The sequence below is a fragment of the Agathobacter rectalis ATCC 33656 genome, assembly GCF_000020605.1.
Classification (GTDB): domain Bacteria; phylum Bacillota; class Clostridia; order Lachnospirales; family Lachnospiraceae; genus Roseburia; species Roseburia rectalis.
This window is the reverse complement of sequence record NC_012781.1, coordinates 3,154,290-3,173,122: the sequence shown is the minus strand read 5'-3', so window position 1 is coordinate 3,173,122 and position 18,833 is coordinate 3,154,290. Positions and strand designations below refer to the sequence as shown.

The window sequence follows — 18,833 nt, the reverse complement described above, 5'->3', positions numbered from 1 at the left end:
CTCCCTTGGTGAAAATATCTTTTTTTGATACTGTAATAAAAAGAATATGTAACTATTGAATATGGGCATGAAAATAATATATTTATTCCGCAATTGAAATAATAAAATAAGATAGTATAATGGAACAGAAAGGAAGGACAAAATGATTTTGAAAGCCTGGAGGTGTTAAAATGGTAAAAATTATATCTGACAGTACATGTGATCTGTCACAGGAAGTTTTAGAAAGATACGATATAGATATTATTCCGCTTCATATTGTAAAAGGAGATGAAGAACTGGAGGACGGACCGCAGATAGACATTCACGCATTGTATGAGTGGGCTGATAAAAATAAGACTACACCAAAGACTTCAGCTCCATCTATAGAAACAGCAATGAATGTAATGCGACCATATATTGATGAAGGCAGGGAGATCATATGCTTTTCCATATCAAGTGAGATGTCGACATCAATCAACGTGATCAGAATGGCGGCAGAAGAACTTGATGCAGAGGATAAGGTTACGATAATAGATTCAAGAAATCTGTCCACAGGAATAGGCCTGCTTGTTGTTGAGGCGGCAGTTATGGCAGCAGAGGGGAAATCCCGTGAGGAGATAAAAACCGGAATTGATGAATTGATCCCGAAGGTAAGAGCGAGCTTTGTTGTAGATACACTTGTGTACCTTTACAGAGGTGGTAGATGCAATGCGGTTTCTGCGCTTATCGGAGGAGCATTGGCGCTTCATCCCATGATCGTTGTAAAGGATGGTAAAATGGATGCAAGCAGGAAATATAGAGGTAAGATCGGTAAAGTCATAAAGAATTATGCAAAAGATCTGGAAGAGGACCTGAAAAACGCAATACCGGATCGGGTATTTATTACACATTCGGAATGTGATGCTAAGACAGTTGAAGAGGTAAGGGATTACATAGCCTCTCTTGGCATTTTTAAGGAAATAATAGAGACAAGAGCAGGTGGTGTGATTTCATCACATTGTGGACCTGGCACACTCGGAGTGTTATTTATTGCAAAATAATGGAGTTCCATATGGTAAGTGCGTTGAAGCTGCTCGGAAAATATAAACATTTTATAAATTATTAGCACTCGCTATTGACGAGTGCTAATAATAGGCGTATAACATAGTCAAGAACAAAGGAAAGGAACAAAAAGCAAAGGCTTTGAGTTCTTGAAACATCCCGGTTCCAAAGAAACAGGTTGACACAGATTTTATAGATTAAGAAGGAGAGATGACTTATGTTGATGCCTAGTATTTTGGAGAAAACTTATTTAACGATGATTGGATGGATTTTTCATTTCCTGATGTTGACAAGGTGCTTTATGGTAAACACGCAAAGAACGTTATGAAGACTGATGTCAAGGAAACAGACAATAGCTACGAAGTAGATATAGATCTTCCGGGATTCAAGAAGGATGAGATTGAGGCTAAGCTGGAGAATGGTTACTTAACTATCAGCGCAGCCAAAGGACTTGACAAGGAAGAGAAGGATGAAAAGGATGGCAAGTACATCCGCAAGGAGCGCTATTCCGGTGCTATGAGCAGGTCTTTCTATGTAGGCAATGAGCTGAAACAGGAAGATATCAAGGCAAAGTATCAGGACGGTATTCTTAAACTTTCAGTTCCGAAGAAGGAGCAAAAGAAAGTTGAGACCACAAAGCATATTGCTATTGAAGGATAAAATTAATTTAAATCATCTTATGAGAAGTCGCACAGGCCTATGGCCTGGGCGGCTTTTTAAATTAAAATACAAAGGAGCAGTATGATGTTTGCATTAGAGGGAAAGCATAAGAAATGGAAAAATGTCGATAAAGAATGCTATATTGTAATTTGTCTTTCAATCGGATATACTATAGCTTAATTATAGCGGAATGAGGGAAAAATAATGTCAAAAGATGAATACTTAATTACAGATGCCCCCTTAAAGGCATTGACAGTTTTTGCAATGCCTATGATTTTGGGCAGCTTTTTTCAACAAGTATATAATATGGCTGATTCAATCATTGTTGGTCAGTTTGTAGGCTCCTCTGCACTTGCGGCAGTTGGAGCCTGTGCTGCGCTTACGAATGTGTTCATTTGTATAGCACTGGGAGCCGGTGTAGGAGCGGGTGTACTTGTGAGCCGCTATTTCGGCGCCAGGGATTACGGCAAAATGAAAACAATAGTATCAACATCACTGATTAGTTTTCTGGTTTTAAGCGTACTTCTGGGTGTTTTTGGCTTTTTCTTTTCACATTCAATGATGAGCTTGCTACAGACACCTGCAGATATACTGGATGAGGCAGTGCTGTATCTTAGGGTTTATTTTGTGGGATTTCCCTTTTTGTTTATGTACAACATACTTTCAACGATGTTTACATCGATTGGCGAGTCAAGGATTCCGTTGGGGCTTTTGATATTTTCCTCTGTGTTAAATATATTTATGGACCTTTGGATGGTGGCAGGCCTTGACCTGGGTGTGTTCGGTGCTGCCCTTGCAACTCTAATTGCTCAGGGAATCTCTGCAGTGTTTTCACTTTTGATTTTCTTTAGCAGGATGCGCCGGTATAAAAGTCGCTTTGAATGGTTTGACAGGCATGAGCTTCATTCAATGCTTCGGATTGCTGTGCCTTCGGTTCTCCAGCAGTCTACGGTGTCAATTGGCATGATGATAGTACAGGCAGTTGTGAATCCGTTCGGTACACAGGCGCTTGCAGGATATTCGGCAACGATGAGGGTAGAGAATGTATTTTCACTGATATTTGTATCCATTGGAAATGCAGTTTCTCCGTTTGTTTCCCAAAATCTCGGAGCAAAGAAGACAGAACGTATCAAAAAAGGCTATCACGCTGCGCTGGTGTTAGACCTGTGCTTTGCAGTGCTTGCCTTTATAGTCATTGAAACACTGCATACTCAGATTTCCTCATTATTCCTGGGCAAAGACGGAACGGCCCTGGCATATCAGGTATCCGGAGATTATATGAGATGGCTTGGCTTCTTTTTCATTTTTATGGGTATCAAGATGGCCACCGATGGTGTGCTTCGTGGACTTGGCATCATGCGTCCGTTTCTCGCTGCCAATATGGTAAACCTGGCAATCCGCCTGTCGGTTGCCTTAATCTGTGCGCCGCGTTTCGGTATTGCATTTGTCTGGCTTGCTGTACCGGCCGGCTGGCTTGCCAATTTCCTGATTTCCTATGTGGCTCTCAGAAAATCCTGGCCGGCGGAATAGAAGTTACTATAATTCAAGCTTCAGATAAATCTCATCCCTCTCATCCTGCACTGTTTTGCCGGCAGCAGTCTTTACAATACGATATGCCTGCGTCCTGCTTATAGGCTGGTATCTGCAGGTGTTCTTGGTAAAAATAAAAAAATGCAATATTTTGTTTATAAAAGGGTAAGAAAGTAAACACAGCATTTTCACAATTGTCCTGTATACTGACATCATAAACAAAAGAAATACTCATATTAATCTTTTTCATATTTTTAGCCGGTACACTCCACATGTACCGGCTTCCTCTTTATAGTTGGAAGGTTAAAAGTGTTTATATAAGAGATCAAAAATCAGTTGTAGAAAATTAAAATAATAGATATAATATAGAAAAGAAGACGAACATGGATTGCTAATAGAAAGGACGTGATATTATGGTAACAACAGAATCTGTAACCATTAAAGTGCCGGTAGGAATGTCAAAATATTTGGTAACGATTAATCCGGAAGCAGAGCTTACGCGAAATGCACTGTTGCTGTATCCATATATATTGGATCAGACAATATCTCATGGTCGTGCGGCTGAAATTTTGGGAATCCGAAAATCAGAGTTGATTGATTTGTATGATAAGTTGGGATATTCATATTTTGATATGATAATGGATGATCTGGATAATGAAATGAATACTTTCAGAGAACTCAAGAAGAAGGGGGAGGCAGTATGATTGTTGTATCCGATACAACACCACTGATATCACTTCTTAAAATTAATCGTATAGATTTAATGGAAAAGCTGTTTGGAGCGGTTATGATTCCAACGGCGGTATTTGATGAGCTGACAGCCGATAAACGTTTTCAGCTTGAAGCGAATCAGATTACACAGACGAAATTTATTGTAGTTAAGCCTGTAACAAATCCGGAATCAGCCAGTGTATTAAAACGAGCAACCGGTCTTGATCAGGGGGAGAGTGAGGCAATAGTTTTAACAGATGAATTGAAAGCAGATTTGTTATTAATGGATGAGGCAAAAGGCAGAAATGTATCAACTCAGATGGGACTTAAAATTATGGGGACGATAGGTATTCTCATGGCGGCATATGAGGAACACGAACTGACATCGGATGAGGTCAGAGAATGCGTTGATGGTTTGCAACGTGCAGGACGGCATATTGGACAACGGCACTATCAGATGCTGCTAAGTAGACTGAAAGACTAAAAAGTGTTCATATAAAAATAAAACGTAATTTCTTGCATAACTCCATAGTATATGTTACGATTTTACTGTTGTTAAGACGAATCTAAAGGATGATGCTTGCACGCATCATCCTTTTTAAATACAGGAGAAGTAAATGGATATCAAAAGACAGGAAAGAGCGCCGATTTATGAGGCTCTTGAGGAGTTTAAGAAGAAGAGAGTGGTGCCGTTTGATGTGCCGGGACACAAGAGAGGCAGGGGAAATCCTGAGCTGGTGCATCTGCTCGGAGAAAAGTGTGTAGGGCTTGATGTCAATTCAATGAAGCCGCTTGACAATTTGTGCCATCCGGTTTCGGTAATCAGAGAGGCGGAGGAGCTTGCGGCGGATGCATTTGGAGCGGCAAATGCTTTTCTTATGGTAGGAGGCACCACCTCTGCGGTGCAGGCCATGATTTTGTCCACCTGCAAGGCAGGAGACAAGATTATACTTCCGAGAAATGTTCATAAAAGTGCTCTTAATGCACTCGTGCTCTGCGGAGCGATACCTGTTTATGTCAATCCGCAGACGAATGCGAAGCTTGGTATTTCGCTTGGAATGGAGATTGACCAGGTGGCGAGGGCTATCGAGGAGAATCCGGATGCAAAGGCTGTGCTTGTAAACAATCCGACATATTATGGAATCTGTTCTGACCTTAAGTCGATAGTTGCGCTGGCTCATTCGAAGGGAATCAAGGTGCTCACGGATGAGGCACATGGTACACATCTTTATTTTGGAAAGGGGCTTCCGATATCAGGAATGGCAGCCGGGGCAGACATGTCTGCGGTATCGATGCACAAATCGGGAGGAAGCCTGACACAGAGCTCGATTCTGCTCACCGGAAGGGATGTGAATGCTGATTATGTGAGGCAGATTATCAACCTCACACAGACCACGAGCGCATCGTATCTGCTATTGTCAAGCCTTGATATATCAAGAAGAAATCTGGCACTCAGAGGCGAGGAATCCTTTGCCAAGGTGGCACAGATGTCGGAGTATGCAAGGCAGGAGATTAATTCCATAGGCGGCTATTATGCGTATGGGCGTGACCTTGTAAATGGCACGAGCATATATGATTATGATGTGACAAAGCTGTCCATCTATACGCTCGATATAGGGCTTGCCGGAATAGAGGTATATGATCTGCTGCGTGATGAGTATGATATCCAGATAGAGTTTGGAGATATCTGTAATATACTTGCGTATATATCAATTGGCGACAGAATACAGGATATAGAGAGGCTTGTAGGTGCGCTGGAGGATATCAAGCGCCTTTACAGCAAGGACAAGACCGGACTTTTGTCGGGAGAGTACATAAATCCAAAGGTGGCGGTATCGCCGCAGGAGGCGTTTTATTCGCAGAAGAAATCAGTGCGCATTATGGACGCGGTAGGTGCTGTAAGTGGTGAGTTTGTCATGTGTTATCCACCGGGAATCCCGATTCTTGCACCGGGAGAGCTTATCACAAAAGAGATTGCGCAATACATTGTCTACGCAAAGGAAAAGGGCTGTTCAATGCAGGGAACAGAGGATCCTGCGGTAGAATATCTTAAGGTATTGGAGCAGTAAACAGGAGGAAAAGCTATGCAAATGTGGTTTTCACAATATCATACTGTCAATGTCAAGCTGGATGTAAGGATACAGGAGCAGCTTTTTTCAGGGCAGAGTGATTATCAGAAAATAGATGTGTTTAAATCATATGAGTTTGGCAAAATGGTCGCGCTGGATGGCGAGATTGTTTTTTCGGACACAGATGAGTTTATATATGATGAGATGGTCACACATGTGCCGATGGCGGTCCACCCGAACGCAAAAAGGATACTTATAATAGGTGGCGGCGACGGCGGCGTGGCAAAGGAGCTCATCAAATATCCGTCTGTCGAGCATATTGATGTGGTTGAGACAGACAAGATGTTTGTCGATGTATGCAGGCGGTTTTTCCCCGAGGTAGCATGTGGACTTGAGGATGAAAGAATTTCCATGTTTTATGATGATGGTCTGCGATTCTTACGCAGAAAGCATGATGAATATGATCTGATAATCAACGATTCCACAGACCCGCTCGGACATACGGAGGGACTTTTCACAAAAGAGTTTTATGGAAGCTGTTATAAGGCACTAAAGGATGATGGAATCATGGTTTACCAGCACGGCAGTCCTTTTTATGATGAGGATGAGCTTGAGTGCCGGAAAATGCACAGAAAGGTGTATAAATCATTTCCTATAAGCAGGGTATATCAGGCACATATTCCAACCTGTCCGTCAGGCTACTGGCTGTTTGGGTTTGCATCGAAGAAATATCATCCGCTTTATGATCTGGATGCAAAAAGATGGGATGAACTGGGGCTTAAAACCTGGTATTATACAACACATTTACACAGGGGAGCCTTCATGCTTCCGAAATATGTGGAGGATTTACTCGAGGAAGAGGAAACAAAGTAAAACAAATTAGAAAAACTATATCATAACCAAAGCGAATCAGGAGGGACAAAAATGAGCAGATTACTTATTATCGGATGTGGTGGAGTTGCGCAGGTGGCAATCAGAAAATGCTGCCAGAACAGCGAGGTATTTACCGAGATTATGATTGCAAGCAGAACCAAGTCAAAATGTGATGACTTAAAGGCAAAGCTTGAGGGAAAGACAAGCACAAAAATTGAGACTGCAAAGGTTGATGCCGACAATGTGGAGGAATTAAAAGAGCTGATTAATGCATACAAGCCGGATGCGGTTTTAAATGTTGCGCTTCCGTATCAGGATCTTACAATCATGGATGCATGTCTTGTGTGTGGTGTTGACTACATCGATACTGCCAACTATGAGTGTGAGGATACTGAGGATCCAAAGTGGAGAGCAATCTACGAAAAGCGCTGCAAGGAGCTTGGATTTACGGCATATTTTGATTATTCATGGCAGTGGGCATATCAGGAGAAATTTAAGGAGGCAGGGCTTACAGCTATTCTTGGAAGCGGATTTGACCCGGGTGTGACCTCTGTTTATTCTGCATATGCGCTGAAGCATTATTTTGATGAAATACATACTATAGACATTCTCGACTGCAATGGCGGGGACCATGGATATCCGTTTGCGACAAACTTTAATCCGGAGATAAATCTGCGTGAGGTTTCTGCGAACGGCTCATACTGGACAGACGGCCACTGGGTAGAGACAAAGCCTATGGAGTGGAGGGCGCAGTACAATTTTGACCAGGTCGGAGAAAAGGATATGTATCTGCTTCACCACGAGGAGATTGAGTCGCTCGCCAAAAATATTCCGGGAATAAAGAGAATCAGATTCTTCATGACCTTTGGACAGAGCTATCTCACACATATGAAGTGTCTTGAGGATGTAGGCATGCTAAGGACAGACCCGATTATGGTGGACGGAAAGGAAATAGTGCCAATACAGGTGCTTAAGGAGCTGCTTCCTGACCCTGCATCCCTGGGACCTCGTACAGTCGGAAAGACAAATATCGGATGTATTTTTACAGGTGTCAAGGATGGCAAAGAAAAATCAATCTACATCTATAATGTATGTGACCATCAGGAGTGCTACAAGGAGGTTGAGTCGCAGGCGATTTCTTATACCACAGGTGTGCCGGCAATGATTGGTGCCATGATGGTGGTAAAGGGACTCTGGAAGAAGCCGGGAGTGTTCAATCTCGAGGAGATGGATCCGGATCCATACATGGAGGCTCTTAATAAGTTCGGACTGCCTTGGCAGGTAGTGGAGAATCCGGTTCCTGTGGATTGCTACAAGACTGAGGATGAGTCAGTACATATGGATTAGTCCGGAGGCCGGTATGAAGATAAATGAATTAAGAACTCCCTGTTATGTGATAGACGAGGGAAAATTAACTGAAAATCTTTTGATATTAAACGGTGTCATGCAAAGGACAGGTGCAAGGATTCTTCTGGCACAGAAGGCATTCAGCGCATTTTATGAATATCCTCTTATCGGCAGATATCTAAGCGGGACAACTGCAAGCGGGCTTTTTGAGGCCCGCCTTGCACATGAAGAAATGGGAAAGGAAAACCATGTATTCTGTCCCGCTTTTTTGCCGCAGGAGATGGATGAGCTGGTAGAAATATGTGACCATATTGTATTTAATTCCGTATCGCAGTATCTGCTTCACAGGGATAAAATAGAAAAGGCTGATAAAAAAATAAGTGTCGGGCTCAGAATAAACCCTGAGTGCTCCACACAGGAGGGGCATGAGATATATGACCCATGTGCGCCGGGCTCAAGGCTTGGGATAACGAGAGAGGCACTCGATAAGGCTATTAAAAACGGGCTTGATTTATCACGTATAGAGGGCTTTCATTTTCACACGCTCTGTGAACAGGATTCGGATGCGCTTGAAACGACTCTTGCAGCGGTAGAGGAGAAATTCGGAGATTTACTGTATGGACTTAAGTGGCTCAATATGGGAGGCGGACACCACATCACAAGGGCAGATTATGACATTGAGAGGCTTGAAAAATGCATTATGCATATGCGTGACAAATACGACCTGGAAATCTATCTGGAGCCGGGAGAGGCGGTTGCGCTTGATGCAGGATATCTGGAGACAACGGTGCTTGATATAGTTGAAAACAATGGCATAAAGATACTCATTCTGGATACCTCCGCAGCCTGCCATATGCCGGATGTGCTTGAGATGCCGTACCGTCCGCCGCTTATGGACAGTGGCGAGCCGGGTGAGAAGAAGTATACCTACAGATTGTCCTCATGTACCTGTCTGGCAGGTGATGTGATAGGGGATTATTCATTTGACAGAGAGATAAAAACCGGCGACAGGCTGTGCTTTTGCGATATGGCAATCTACTCGATGGTCAAAAATAATACCTTTAACGGCATGCCGCTTCCGGACATTGCAGTAATGGATGAAAATAACGATTGTAAGGTTATCAGGAGATTCGAATATGAAGATTTTAAATGCAGGCTGTCCTAGAGCAGACGGCTTTTATATGCCGGCAGAGTATGCTCCCCACAAGGGTACCATCATTATCTGGCCAAAGCGCCCGGGCTCATGGATTTACGGTGCCAGGCGGGCAAGAGAGGCTTTTGCGGAGGTGATATGTGCAATAGCAGAGTCTGAGCAGGCATATGTGCTCGCTGAGGCAGATGTGATAGACAATGCAAGGTCTGTTGTGGAAGCTGTAAGAAAGCAGAAAAATTATCAGGAAAATTTCCCGGTGAAATATATACAAATGGAGTCAGATGATGCCTGGGCCAGAGATGTGGGGCCGACCTTCGTGAAAAATGAGGATGGCGCTGTCAGGGGAATCGACTGGTGCTTTAATGCCTGGGGCGGCAAGGTGGACGGACTGTATGCAGACTGGACAAAGGATGACAGAGTAGCGGCTTTATTTTGCAACAAAGCCGGATACGACATGTATGATGCGCATCCGTTTGTCTTAGAGGGTGGAGCCATCCACACAGACGGAGAGAAAACTGTGATAGTGACGGAAAGCTGTCTGCTAAGCAAGGGCAGAAATCCGGAATTATCGAAGTCTGAAATAGAACAGAAATTAAAGGATTATCTCGGTGCCGAAAAAATTATCTGGATTCCTTATGGAATATACAATGATGAAACCAACGAGCATGTCGACAACGTATGTGCATTTACAAGCCCGGGGCATGTGGTGCTTGCGTGGACTGATGACATGGATGACCCACAGTATCAGATGTCCTCAGCGGACCTTGAAATATTGGAAAATGAAACTGATGCAAGGGGTAGAAAAATTGAGGTTCACAAGGTTTACATTCCAAAGAATCCGGTGTGTATCACAGAATATGAGCTTTCGGGCTTCACCTTTGAGGAGGGTGAGGATGAGCGCGAGGCAGGAGAACGCTTAGCGGCAAGCTATGTGAATTTTTACATCACAAACGGCGGTGTGCTCATTCCACAGTTTGGTGATGTGATGGATGAGCCTGCGCTTAAGGCAATCGGAAGCCTTTTTGAGGGAAGAAAAGTGTATCCGATATATGCGCGCGACATAATTGTCGGCGGGGGAAATATACACTGTATCACACAGCAGATACCGCAGTAATTTAATTCAGGATGAGAAAGGTGAATAGTATGAGAGAGGTTACAATTGCTGCAATCCAGATGAGCTGCAGCCGTGACGTAAAAGAAAATATTGAAAAAGCAGCAAAGCTTATAAGGGCTGCGGCAGAGGCAGGAGCACAGATAATACTTCCTTCGGAGCTATTTGAGAGACAGTATTTCTGTCAGGAGAGGCGCTACGATTATTATGACTATGCAAAGCCGCTTTCTGAAAATGATGCGGTGCAGAGCATGAAGGCACTTGCAAAGGAGCTTGGCGTAGTGATTCCTGTGAGCTTTTATGAGGCGGGAGAGGGCAGACAGCTTTTCAACTCAGTGGCGGTGATAGATGCCGATGGAGAGGTGCTTGGAATATACCGAAAGACACATATCCCGGACGATCATTATTATCAGGAGAAGTTTTACTTCACACCGGGAAATACAGGCTTTAAAGCTTTTAAGACAAGATATGCAACAATTGGAGTCGGCATATGCTGGGATCAGTGGTTCCCGGAAACGGCAAGAGGCATGGCTTTAAAGGGCGCGGAGATACTTTTTTACCCTACAGCCATAGGCAGCGAGCCGATACTGGAATGTGACAGCATGCCACACTGGAGAAGGTGTATGACCGGACATGCAGCCTGCAATCTGATGCCGGTAGTGGCGGCAAACAGGATAGGCACAGAGGAGGTTGTACCGTGTGCAGAAAACGGAAACCAGAGCTCTGCACTGACATTTTATGGTTCTTCGTTTATCACAGACGCAACCGGAGAGGTTGTTGAGCAGATGGACAGAGTATCGGAGGGCTTCATACTCCACAGTTTTGATTTGGATGAGCTGGAGAGTGAGAGAAAGAGCTGGGGGCTGTTCAGGGACAGGCGTCCGGAGATGTATGGGGAGAATTAGCTTAGATTACCCTAATGATTGCAAATTAATTTAAAGTTAATTTAAAACACAGGATACAGCAAAGGCGCTATATCCTGTGTTTTTTATAGTTCCATATTAGTGTATTAGAACATCGGAAAAAATACATATTATTGTTTCAACAGCACTTTGATGTCTTCCTCCGGTGTGGTAATAGGTGCAATCCCATAGTTTTCTACCAGAAAGTTCAGAATGTTAGGAGAAAGGAACGCCGGTAGAGAAGGACCGAGACGGATATTTTTTATACCAAGATGTAACAGTGTTAAGAGGATGCAGACTGCTTTCTGTTCATACCAGGAGAGTACAAAGGAAAGCGGAAGCTCGTTTACTGAACATCCAAATGCATCCGCAAGTGCTATTGCAACCTGTATCGCGCCATAAGCGTCATTACACTGTCCCATATCCATCAGTCGCGGAAGACCACCAATTTCTCCGAGATTTAGATCGTTGAAACGAAATTTTCCACATGCCAGAGTCAGGACGATACTGTCAGAAGGCGTCTGTTTTACAAATTCTGTATAGTAATTTCTGCCCGGTTTGGCACCATCACAGCCGGCAACCAGGAAGAAATGACGGATAGCTCCTGATTTTACGGCCTCTATTACCGTATCCGCATGGGACAGGATTGCTGAATGACCAAAACCGGTTGTTACCTGTGTGCCGCCATTTATGCCTGTGAAGGTCTGATCCTCCTTGTAACCACCGAGCTCAAGTGCTTTTTCAATAACAGGAGTGAAATCCTTCTGTTCATCGATATGAACAGTACCCGGGAAGGCAACCACTTCTGTTGTGAACACTCTGTCGATGTAGCTGCTTTTTGGAGGCATCAGACAATTTGTGGTGTAGAGAATAGGAGCAGGAATATGATCAAATTCTTTTTGCTGATTCTGCCATGCTGTTCCGAAATTTCCTTTCAAGTGAGGGAATTTCTTTAAGAGTGGATATGCATGGGCAGGGAGCATTTCACCATGAGTGTAGATATTGATTCCCTTTCCATTTGTCTGTTCAAGCAAAAGCTGCAGGTCCTTTAAATCGTGTCCGGTTACTACGATAAAAGGTCCCTTTTCCACCGTAAGCGTAACATCTGTTGGCTCCGGTGTTCCATAGGTTTGTGTATTTGCCTTGTCTAGAAGTGCCATGCACTTTAGATTGATTTCACCTACCTTGAGAACTGTTTGAAGCAGCTCATCCATACTTTCTGCGTAACCAATCCTGAACAAGGCTTCACAGAAAAACTGATTTACCTCGGGATCTTCAAAATTCAGGACATATGCATGATAGGCATATGCAGCCATTCCGCGAATACCAAAGAGAATAAGTGACTTCAGGGAACGGATATCTTCATCAGCATTCCATAGCTGTTGCATATCATATTCGTCAGTTCGTCCACAAGGAGACTGACATTTATTACAGTCGCCAACCAGAGAGTCTTTTTCTGCTCTGACCTTTTGTATCATATCTTCAATTGCTGCATTATCAAAGCTTACATTTGTAATTGTGGTAAATAAGCCCTCGATAATGGTCTGCCAGGTCTTTTTTGAAACAGCTGATGTGTCATCGACAGCTCTCGCCAGACCAATCAGTGCGCCTGTCAATTCATCCTGTAGCTGTGCAGTATCTGCCTTTTTTCCGCAGACACCTGTATTTCCGGTACAGCCGGTGCATCCGGCCGTTTGTTCACATTGAAAACAAAACATATTTTTTTCCTCCATCAGTAGTTTTTTATGTTTCTGATAGAATAATAGCGTTATAAAAACAACTTGTATGTTTGATTTCCAACATAACGAATGCTTTTGAAAAAAATTTATCTATTATAATTAGAATAGTTTTTTCTTAATCCCTTAACAATAATAAACATAGTCACAAATTCAGCTGCCGGAAAAGCAAGCCACACACCTGTCATGCCGAAAGCGGCTGAAAGTGCGAATGCGAAAATGCTTATAGCGATAAAACCACGCATGATAGATGCCGCGAACGCATATTTTACGGACTCAACGGCACTTAGGATAGCAGAACCTACTATATTGATTCCGGCAAAAATAAAGCCTGTAAAGTAAAGGCGCAGTCCGCTCTCGGCATACGAAGCAAGCCTGGCATCGTGCTCGCTGTTGAAAACAGATGTCACAAAAGGTGCAAAGGTGCATATGAACAAAATGAGCAGTGCAGCAATTAAGAGAGATGAAACGACAGCCATCCTGAGTATCGAACCTACATTTTTTCTAAGTCCTTTGCCGTAATAGTCGCTGATAAGAGGCTGTGAACCCTGTGCTATTCCGTTGAACAAAGCTACAGCGACCAGTGACGTATTGGCAACCACACCGTATGCTGCCACGCCGATATTTCCTGCAAGCCTCAGGATAATCATATTGAAGACAATAGTTATGACACCTGATGATATTTCAGCAACAAAGGAAGAAACACCAACCTGGCAGGAGTAAAAGAGTCTCTTGACAGATGGAACCGTCGGCTTAAGCTTTACGGAGCATTTGTCTGAGCAGAAATGAATACAGCATATCATGATGCCTATAATCGGTGAAATAGCGGTAGCTAAAGCGGCTCCCTCCATACCAAGTCCAAGCGGGAACATGAGTATGTAATCAAAAACAATATTAAAAAGGCTGCTGAAAAGTGTGGCACACATGGCAATGGATGGTGCGCCATCATTTCTTACGAAAGCGTTGCACACATAGTTGCACATGAAAAACGGTGTAAAAAGCATGAAAATACGTGTATAGTTTTTACCGGTATTTATAATTGCCGAATCTCCGCCGAGCAGCCCTACGAGCCTGTCCGGGATGAAAATACCAATCAATATGAATATAACGCTTATTATAATACACCACAGCAGGGCATGAAAAAAGTAGCTCTCGCTGGATGTGTCGCCCTTATTTTTCTCTACGACATATCTGATAGCGGAGCCGACTCCGATCATTGCGCCTATGGCAAAAATCAAATTGTATACAGGCAGCACCAGATTGAGCGCGGTGATACCGTTTGAGCCGACCGCCTTTGATATAAAGAAGGTGTCGGCAAGTATATATAATGACATACCCACCATGCCGAGTATGTTTTGTGAGACATATTTTACAAATAATTTTTTCATAATAGCTATATTGTAAATGCATCTGTCATTTAAATCAATGATATTTTTGATTAGCCCGGATGTAAAAAGTTTCAAAATGAGACCTTTTGACTATTGAAATATTTTTCAAGTACATTATAATGAACATGTTGAAATAAAATTGGGATTACTAAAGGAGGATAATTATGGAAAACAATAAGCTTTCAACAGGTTTAACCGTATGGTTATGGATTATTTTCGTGGTGAATGTTCTTGCAGCAATTGGCGGTATTGTCGTTGCACTGGGTGCTTCAGTCGTAGGAGCTGCTTTAGGATTAGGTTCGATATATGTCGTACTGAGTTTCATTGGCGTTATACTACAGATTGTCATAACTGTTTCTATCGGTATTTTGCTTTTCGCACACAAAAAGATTGGTTTGGTGCTTATTTTTGCATTTGCAGCCCTGGGATTCATTGTAAGTATGGTTACATATGCCGTTACAGCACAGCTTGGTGTTGGTAATATTGTCAAAGCAATTATTTCAGCCATTCTTATGCCGGTTATTACATATTTATTTGCAAAGAACGACATTGCAAATGGCACAATAGCTTAGAGCAATAAAAAATAAGATGAAAATTGAATAATGTTTTATTAATCCGCTATACGATAGGTGAGTATAGCGGATTTTTAAGTTTGCGCGCCATGGGCGCGCTCTAACGGGTGCAAATCCCGAACACTCCTAGATAGTGGGAAGTGTATAGCCGAACAGCAAGGGTGTCTACCGTGAGGTAGAATCTGAAGGAAGCTGTAAGCAAATCTCTGGTACGACGAACAGAAATCACATATAAGGCTAGGCTACGAGAGATAAGTTGGCTTAAAGCAAGAAGAACAAAAAAGCAAGTAAATGTAGAAAATCAGGCAATAAAGCTTCTGTCAAAAGAAGAATTGATCAGGAAAATAGAGGTGATTAAAAAAGAACTGAGATCCTATACCTGGCGAGACTTGGAAACAAATGGTAAGTTTGCTAAGAATGATAAACTCTCCTTCATTACGGATGACATGCTTATAGCAGGATGCGATATAGGCAGTGAAACTCATTATATTAGGGCAATCGATGTCAGATGAAGAGAATTAAGTAATGGGGCATTCGAGTTTAGCAATACTTCAGAAGGCTTTGCGAATGCCAAGGCATGGATGCTGGCACTTGCGGCAAAAATGGTGCTGCAGTTGACAATTTAACATTTTATCCAGAAAAATATATTGACAAAAATGTGCAAATTCAATAAAATTATTAACCATAAAGGCACACTTATGGAAACATAGGGTCGCAAAGCCAGAGTCTAAAACAGTTACATGTAGTAATGACAGTTCGGCTGCAACAACCGGTGAATACCGGTTGCTGCAGCCTTTTTGTATGTATGAAAAGTTTATTGAAGTATGAGGTGAAAAGATATGAATGAAAAATTTGATTTTCTGCCACTTGGGAGCATTGTAGTAGTAAGCGGTGGCATAAAAAAATTTGTGATTGTTGCAAGAGCACTGCAGGTAAATATAAATGGCTGTAAACAGTTCTTTGATTATGCTGCCTGCCCATATCCTGAGGGAATGAATGGTGACAGGCTTATGTATTTTCAGCATACAGATATCAGCAGGGTTGTGTTTGAAGGGTATGTAGATGATGATGAGATAATGATGTGTGACAACATCTTTAATGCCATGGAGAAAACAGAAATAGAGCGCGCAGATGTAAGAAAACTCAAAAGAAGCATGGTGAACTGATATGGCAAAAAAGAATGACAGAAAAGAATACAATAAACTGAAGAAAAAGAAAGCTGACAATAAAAAACAGCAGGAACAGTGCCAGTCAGAGATAGATGTGCTTGATGAGAAAATAGAGAGGCTGAAGGCGGCATACAGGAAGCTGGATGATGCCAAGGAGGCTATTGATGATATCAAGCATAACCAGAGGAATATGATAAATTCAGACCTTTATCAGTGCATGTGGACAGGCAGCAATGCACAGGAATGTTATGATTCATGTGAGAGCGGAAATTTATATACAGCTTATGACGGATATGTGTCAAATATAGATGCAGCGGAGGATGCCATCAACTGGGAAATAAATACACTAAAAGAAAAAGTGAATGAAAAATATGGTGTGCTTTCAGGACTTGTTAACGCATGGGATGATCTGTGCACGAAAATACAGAATTTTTTCAATTAATAAAAGTGAGAGGAGAAATACAAAGATGGAAATCAGCCTTGATAATATGCAGGTATCTTTTATGACTGCCGGTATAAAAACAGCTTCTGATTCCGTAAGTCTCACAGCGGCAGAGACAGAAATCAAAAGCAGATCTGAAGCAATGGACAAATTTCAGGAAGAATACAGGCAGCTGAAAGCCTTTGTGAAAGATTACAGAGATACTTTAAATAATGATCTGGCAAAAATAGACCTGATAATAAATGCAATAAATGAAAATGACAGAAAACAGGGAGATTATATTAAAAATGGTATTGGACTATCAGATACAGCTGTGATACCATAAAACTAGGAGATGAAAATGGAAGGGTTTCAGATAAATTATACGGATCTCAGCGATCTGTTCTGGGAATATAAGCGAAAAATTGAAAATCTAATTGAAAATATTGATAACTGCATAGAAAGAATCAGTATGTTTACGGAAAATGCAGTATTTACAGGAAAAACCGGAGACGCAGTAAAGAGTTATCTTGGTGAAGCACATATAACAATCCTGTCAGGCATTAAAGTAACTGCACAGACACTGCTTGACAATATGGCAGCATACAAGGATGGATACCGTGCCATTGATAGCTCGACGAACTTCAAACTGGATGAAGAAGCAATACAGGAATTCAGGAAAAAACTGGCATCAAACTATGAGGATACTGATGAGTATACGGGCAAAATAAGAAGTGCACTTTCAGAAGTATCGGACATATCTGATGTGGGCATGCCGGACAGTAACGGAGTATTTGATATCCATGAGCAGATGGACAGCGACCTTATAAAGCTTGTCTCAAATGTAAACAGCTACGAGAGAGAAAATGTGGTACGGCTTGAAAATTCAGTAGAGCTGCTTCTGGAAAATCTGCAGTCATGTCTTTCAAAAATAGGCCTTAGCCAGGGTGCGATTGAGAGCTATGAAACAGGCAGTTTTATCACAGGTAAAGATGCAGGTACCCTGAACACGGGCATTAAAATATTTGGAGACCTGCATGAGAAGAATAAAGAAGCATACGATGAAATCTATGAGACAGAACAGAAGATAAAGGATGAAGCCGAAAAGAGAAAGACACAGGGAATCTGGAGGACGGTTGGAGGAGCAGTACTAATTGCGACGGGTGTAGCATGCATAGTGCTGACAGGAGGTGCTGCAATACCAATAGTAGCTGACGTTGCAGTAGCAGTAGGAAGCGGAACAGCAGTATTCGGAGCTGCAGATGCCATAGAGGGCACTCAGGATATTTATTATGGAAGCACAGGTGACATTGACAGCACGGCAGTAAACGGCATAAAGGATGACCTGTTTCAGGGAAACGAGGACGCATATTATCTGACAGAAAATGCCTTTGCATTTGCGGCATCCGCAATGATTCCAATCGGACAGGCATCCACAGCGGGAAATCTGACATTCAAAAGCACAGCAACAATAGTCGCCAAAGAAGGCATCTCAATGGGAGCCGGAGCCGGTGCGCAGAAGATAACCACAGATGTGACAGGAAATGATACAGCAGGAATGGTTGCCGGTATGGTTGCGAGTGGAGTGACAGCAAAGGGGCTGAATGGAATTGAAGCAGAGGCGAACAAGCTGGCGAAAGCCCCAAAAGGGATTGATGGAGTAACCGAGGAAGCTGGAAAAGGGCTCGAGGGAGCAGCCAAGGGAGCCGAGAGTGCAGCGGAAGATGTTGGGAAGGTTGTTGAGAGTGGTAGTTCATCAGGTAAAGTATGGGATTATTCTAAACAATTTGATGGTGAATTAGCTAACTTTAATGCTGGATATGAGATAAAAAACGTTATTAAAGAAGATTTGTATTTAGTTCAATTTCATTCTAATGCTGAAGTTGGTAGTGGAAGAAGTTTGAAATACTGGACTACTTTTGATGCAGCAAATAGAATTAGTACAGTAGATGACTACATGAATCAAATGGCGTTATTGAGTAACTGGGGAGCAAGAGATAATGTGTCTATTGCTAAAATACCAGCAGGAACAAAAATTAAATATGCAATTGGAACTGCAAAGGAACAAGTTGGAGCAATAGAATCAAGACCTGGTGGGGGACTACAGATATTATTTGAGAAATTTGATGATGGCTGGGTTTTAGATACAAGACCGTTACCATAGAAAGAAG

General features: G+C 42.4%; 17 protein-coding genes, 1 pseudogene and 1 riboswitch. Of the genes and pseudogenes, 16 read left to right on the top strand and 2 right to left on the bottom strand.

All coding sequences use genetic code 11. The features are described from left to right. Positions 1-170 precede the first annotated feature (170 nt). From EUBREC_RS15025 to aguB, 11 genes and pseudogenes are all read left to right on the top strand, one after another. The gene (locus tag EUBREC_RS15025; RefSeq protein ID WP_012744103.1) at positions 171-1,019 is read left to right on the top strand and encodes a DegV family protein; all 849 of its coding nucleotides are present in this window, start codon (positions 171-173) and stop codon (positions 1,017-1,019) included. 218 nt (positions 1,020-1,237) lie between these two features. Then, a pseudogene (locus EUBREC_RS15020) lies at positions 1,238-1,680 on the top strand (Hsp20/alpha crystallin family protein). Between the two features lie 204 nt (positions 1,681-1,884). Next, a complete protein-coding gene (locus tag EUBREC_RS15015; protein WP_012744101.1) occupies positions 1,885-3,210 on the top strand; it encodes an MATE family efflux transporter in 1,326 nt (441 codons plus the stop codon). A 413-nt stretch (positions 3,211-3,623) separates the two neighbouring features. Further along, positions 3,624-3,914 (top strand): hypothetical protein, encoded by a 291-nt coding sequence (locus EUBREC_RS15005; protein WP_012744098.1) that lies wholly within the window; start codon positions 3,624-3,626, stop codon positions 3,912-3,914. Continuing rightward, positions 3,911-4,405, top strand: a complete 495-nt coding sequence (locus tag EUBREC_RS15000) for a PIN domain-containing protein (RefSeq protein WP_012744097.1) — start codon at positions 3,911-3,913, stop codon at positions 4,403-4,405. The genes EUBREC_RS15005 and EUBREC_RS15000 overlap by 4 nt, the downstream gene beginning before the upstream one ends. Before the next feature lie 133 nt (positions 4,406-4,538). Next, entirely contained in the window at positions 4,539-5,990 is a 1,452-nt protein-coding gene (locus EUBREC_RS14995; protein ID WP_012744096.1) for an aminotransferase class I/II-fold pyridoxal phosphate-dependent enzyme, read from the top strand. A gap of 15 nt (positions 5,991-6,005) precedes the next feature. Further along, complete coding sequence (gene speE, locus EUBREC_RS14990) at positions 6,006-6,863, top strand: polyamine aminopropyltransferase (RefSeq protein WP_012744095.1); 858 nt, start codon at positions 6,006-6,008, stop codon at positions 6,861-6,863. A gap of 51 nt (positions 6,864-6,914) precedes the next feature. Beyond that, the gene (locus EUBREC_RS14985) at positions 6,915-8,210 is read left to right on the top strand and encodes a saccharopine dehydrogenase family protein (protein WP_012744094.1); all 1,296 of its coding nucleotides are present in this window, start codon (positions 6,915-6,917) and stop codon (positions 8,208-8,210) included. A 13-nt stretch (positions 8,211-8,223) separates the two neighbouring features. After that, positions 8,224-9,375 (top strand): carboxynorspermidine decarboxylase, encoded by a 1,152-nt coding sequence (gene nspC / locus EUBREC_RS14980; RefSeq protein ID WP_022293547.1) that lies wholly within the window; start codon positions 8,224-8,226, stop codon positions 9,373-9,375. Further along, entirely contained in the window at positions 9,347-10,477 is a 1,131-nt protein-coding gene (aguA, locus tag EUBREC_RS14975) for an agmatine deiminase (protein ID WP_012744092.1), read from the top strand. Before nspC ends, aguA begins: the two co-directional genes overlap by 29 nt. Before the next feature lie 29 nt (positions 10,478-10,506). Beyond that, positions 10,507-11,379 (top strand): N-carbamoylputrescine amidase, encoded by an 873-nt coding sequence (gene aguB / locus EUBREC_RS14970; protein WP_022293546.1) that lies wholly within the window; start codon positions 10,507-10,509, stop codon positions 11,377-11,379. 128 nt (positions 11,380-11,507) lie between these two features. Here the strand turns inward: aguB and hcp are convergent, their stop codons facing one another. After that, positions 11,508-13,094, bottom strand: coding sequence for a hydroxylamine reductase (gene hcp / locus EUBREC_RS14965; protein ID WP_022293545.1), 1,587 nt, complete (start codon positions 13,092-13,094; stop codon positions 11,508-11,510). Between the two features lie 107 nt (positions 13,095-13,201). Then, positions 13,202-14,500, bottom strand: a complete 1,299-nt coding sequence (locus tag EUBREC_RS14960) for an MATE family efflux transporter (protein WP_012744089.1) — start codon at positions 14,498-14,500, stop codon at positions 13,202-13,204. 164 nt (positions 14,501-14,664) lie between these two features. On the opposite strand from EUBREC_RS14960, the gene EUBREC_RS14955 reads away from it, so the two are divergent. The 5 genes from EUBREC_RS14955 to EUBREC_RS17150 all read left to right on the top strand — a co-directional run bounded on the left by EUBREC_RS14955 (position 14,665) and on the right by EUBREC_RS17150 (position 18,826). Further along, on the top strand, positions 14,665-15,072 hold the full coding sequence (locus EUBREC_RS14955) for a hypothetical protein (RefSeq protein ID WP_012744088.1): 408 nt from the start codon (positions 14,665-14,667) through the stop codon (positions 15,070-15,072). Positions 15,073-15,751: 679 nt separating this feature from the next. Continuing rightward, positions 15,752-15,840, top strand: a riboswitch (cyclic di-GMP riboswitch). A gap of 71 nt (positions 15,841-15,911) precedes the next feature. Then, positions 15,912-16,238, top strand: coding sequence for a DUF4176 domain-containing protein (locus EUBREC_RS14945; protein WP_012741732.1), 327 nt, complete (start codon positions 15,912-15,914; stop codon positions 16,236-16,238). A gap of 1 nt (position 16,239) precedes the next feature. Next, entirely contained in the window at positions 16,240-16,683 is a 444-nt protein-coding gene (locus tag EUBREC_RS14940; protein WP_012744085.1) for a DUF5082 domain-containing protein, read from the top strand. A 25-nt stretch (positions 16,684-16,708) separates the two neighbouring features. Then, positions 16,709-17,008: a hypothetical protein gene (locus tag EUBREC_RS14935; protein WP_012741734.1), complete on the top strand. Its 300-nt coding sequence runs from the start codon at positions 16,709-16,711 to the stop codon at positions 17,006-17,008. A gap of 15 nt (positions 17,009-17,023) precedes the next feature. Continuing rightward, positions 17,024-18,826 carry a T7SS effector LXG polymorphic toxin gene (locus tag EUBREC_RS17150; RefSeq protein ID WP_306718530.1) on the top strand — a complete coding sequence of 601 codons (1,803 nt, stop codon included), beginning with the start codon at positions 17,024-17,026 and terminating at the stop codon, positions 18,824-18,826. The last annotated feature ends 7 nt before the right edge of the window (positions 18,827-18,833 follow it).

Excerpts from the sequence above, each read along its gene's own strand:
- EUBREC_RS15025 (WP_012744103.1), top strand. The coding sequence starts at position 171 with ATGGTAAAAATTATATCTGACAGTACATGTGATCTGTCACAGGAAGTT.
- EUBREC_RS14945 (WP_012741732.1), top strand. The coding sequence starts at position 15,912 with ATGAATGAAAAATTTGATTTTCTGCCACTTGGGAGCATTGTAGTAGTA.
- aguB (WP_022293546.1), top strand. The coding sequence starts at position 10,507 with ATGAGAGAGGTTACAATTGCTGCAATCCAGATGAGCTGCAGCCGTGAC.
- speE (WP_012744095.1), top strand. The coding sequence starts at position 6,006 with ATGCAAATGTGGTTTTCACAATATCATACTGTCAATGTCAAGCTGGAT.
- hcp (WP_022293545.1), bottom strand. The coding sequence starts at position 13,094 with ATGTTTTGTTTTCAATGTGAACAAACGGCCGGATGCACCGGCTGTACC.
- nspC (WP_022293547.1), top strand. The coding sequence starts at position 8,224 with ATGAAGATAAATGAATTAAGAACTCCCTGTTATGTGATAGACGAGGGA.
- EUBREC_RS14955 (WP_012744088.1), top strand. The coding sequence starts at position 14,665 with ATGGAAAACAATAAGCTTTCAACAGGTTTAACCGTATGGTTATGGATT.
- EUBREC_RS15005 (WP_012744098.1), top strand. The coding sequence starts at position 3,624 with ATGGTAACAACAGAATCTGTAACCATTAAAGTGCCGGTAGGAATGTCA.
- EUBREC_RS14940 (WP_012744085.1), top strand. The coding sequence starts at position 16,240 with ATGGCAAAAAAGAATGACAGAAAAGAATACAATAAACTGAAGAAAAAG.
- EUBREC_RS14995 (WP_012744096.1), top strand. The coding sequence starts at position 4,539 with ATGGATATCAAAAGACAGGAAAGAGCGCCGATTTATGAGGCTCTTGAG.
- EUBREC_RS17150 (WP_306718530.1), top strand. The coding sequence starts at position 17,024 with ATGGAAGGGTTTCAGATAAATTATACGGATCTCAGCGATCTGTTCTGG.
- EUBREC_RS15015 (WP_012744101.1), top strand. The coding sequence starts at position 1,885 with ATGTCAAAAGATGAATACTTAATTACAGATGCCCCCTTAAAGGCATTG.
- aguA (WP_012744092.1), top strand. The coding sequence starts at position 9,347 with ATGAAGATTTTAAATGCAGGCTGTCCTAGAGCAGACGGCTTTTATATG.
- EUBREC_RS14960 (WP_012744089.1), bottom strand. The coding sequence starts at position 14,500 with ATGAAAAAATTATTTGTAAAATATGTCTCACAAAACATACTCGGCATG.
- EUBREC_RS14985 (WP_012744094.1), top strand. The coding sequence starts at position 6,915 with ATGAGCAGATTACTTATTATCGGATGTGGTGGAGTTGCGCAGGTGGCA.
- EUBREC_RS14935 (WP_012741734.1), top strand. The coding sequence starts at position 16,709 with ATGGAAATCAGCCTTGATAATATGCAGGTATCTTTTATGACTGCCGGT.
- EUBREC_RS15000 (WP_012744097.1), top strand. The coding sequence starts at position 3,911 with ATGATTGTTGTATCCGATACAACACCACTGATATCACTTCTTAAAATT.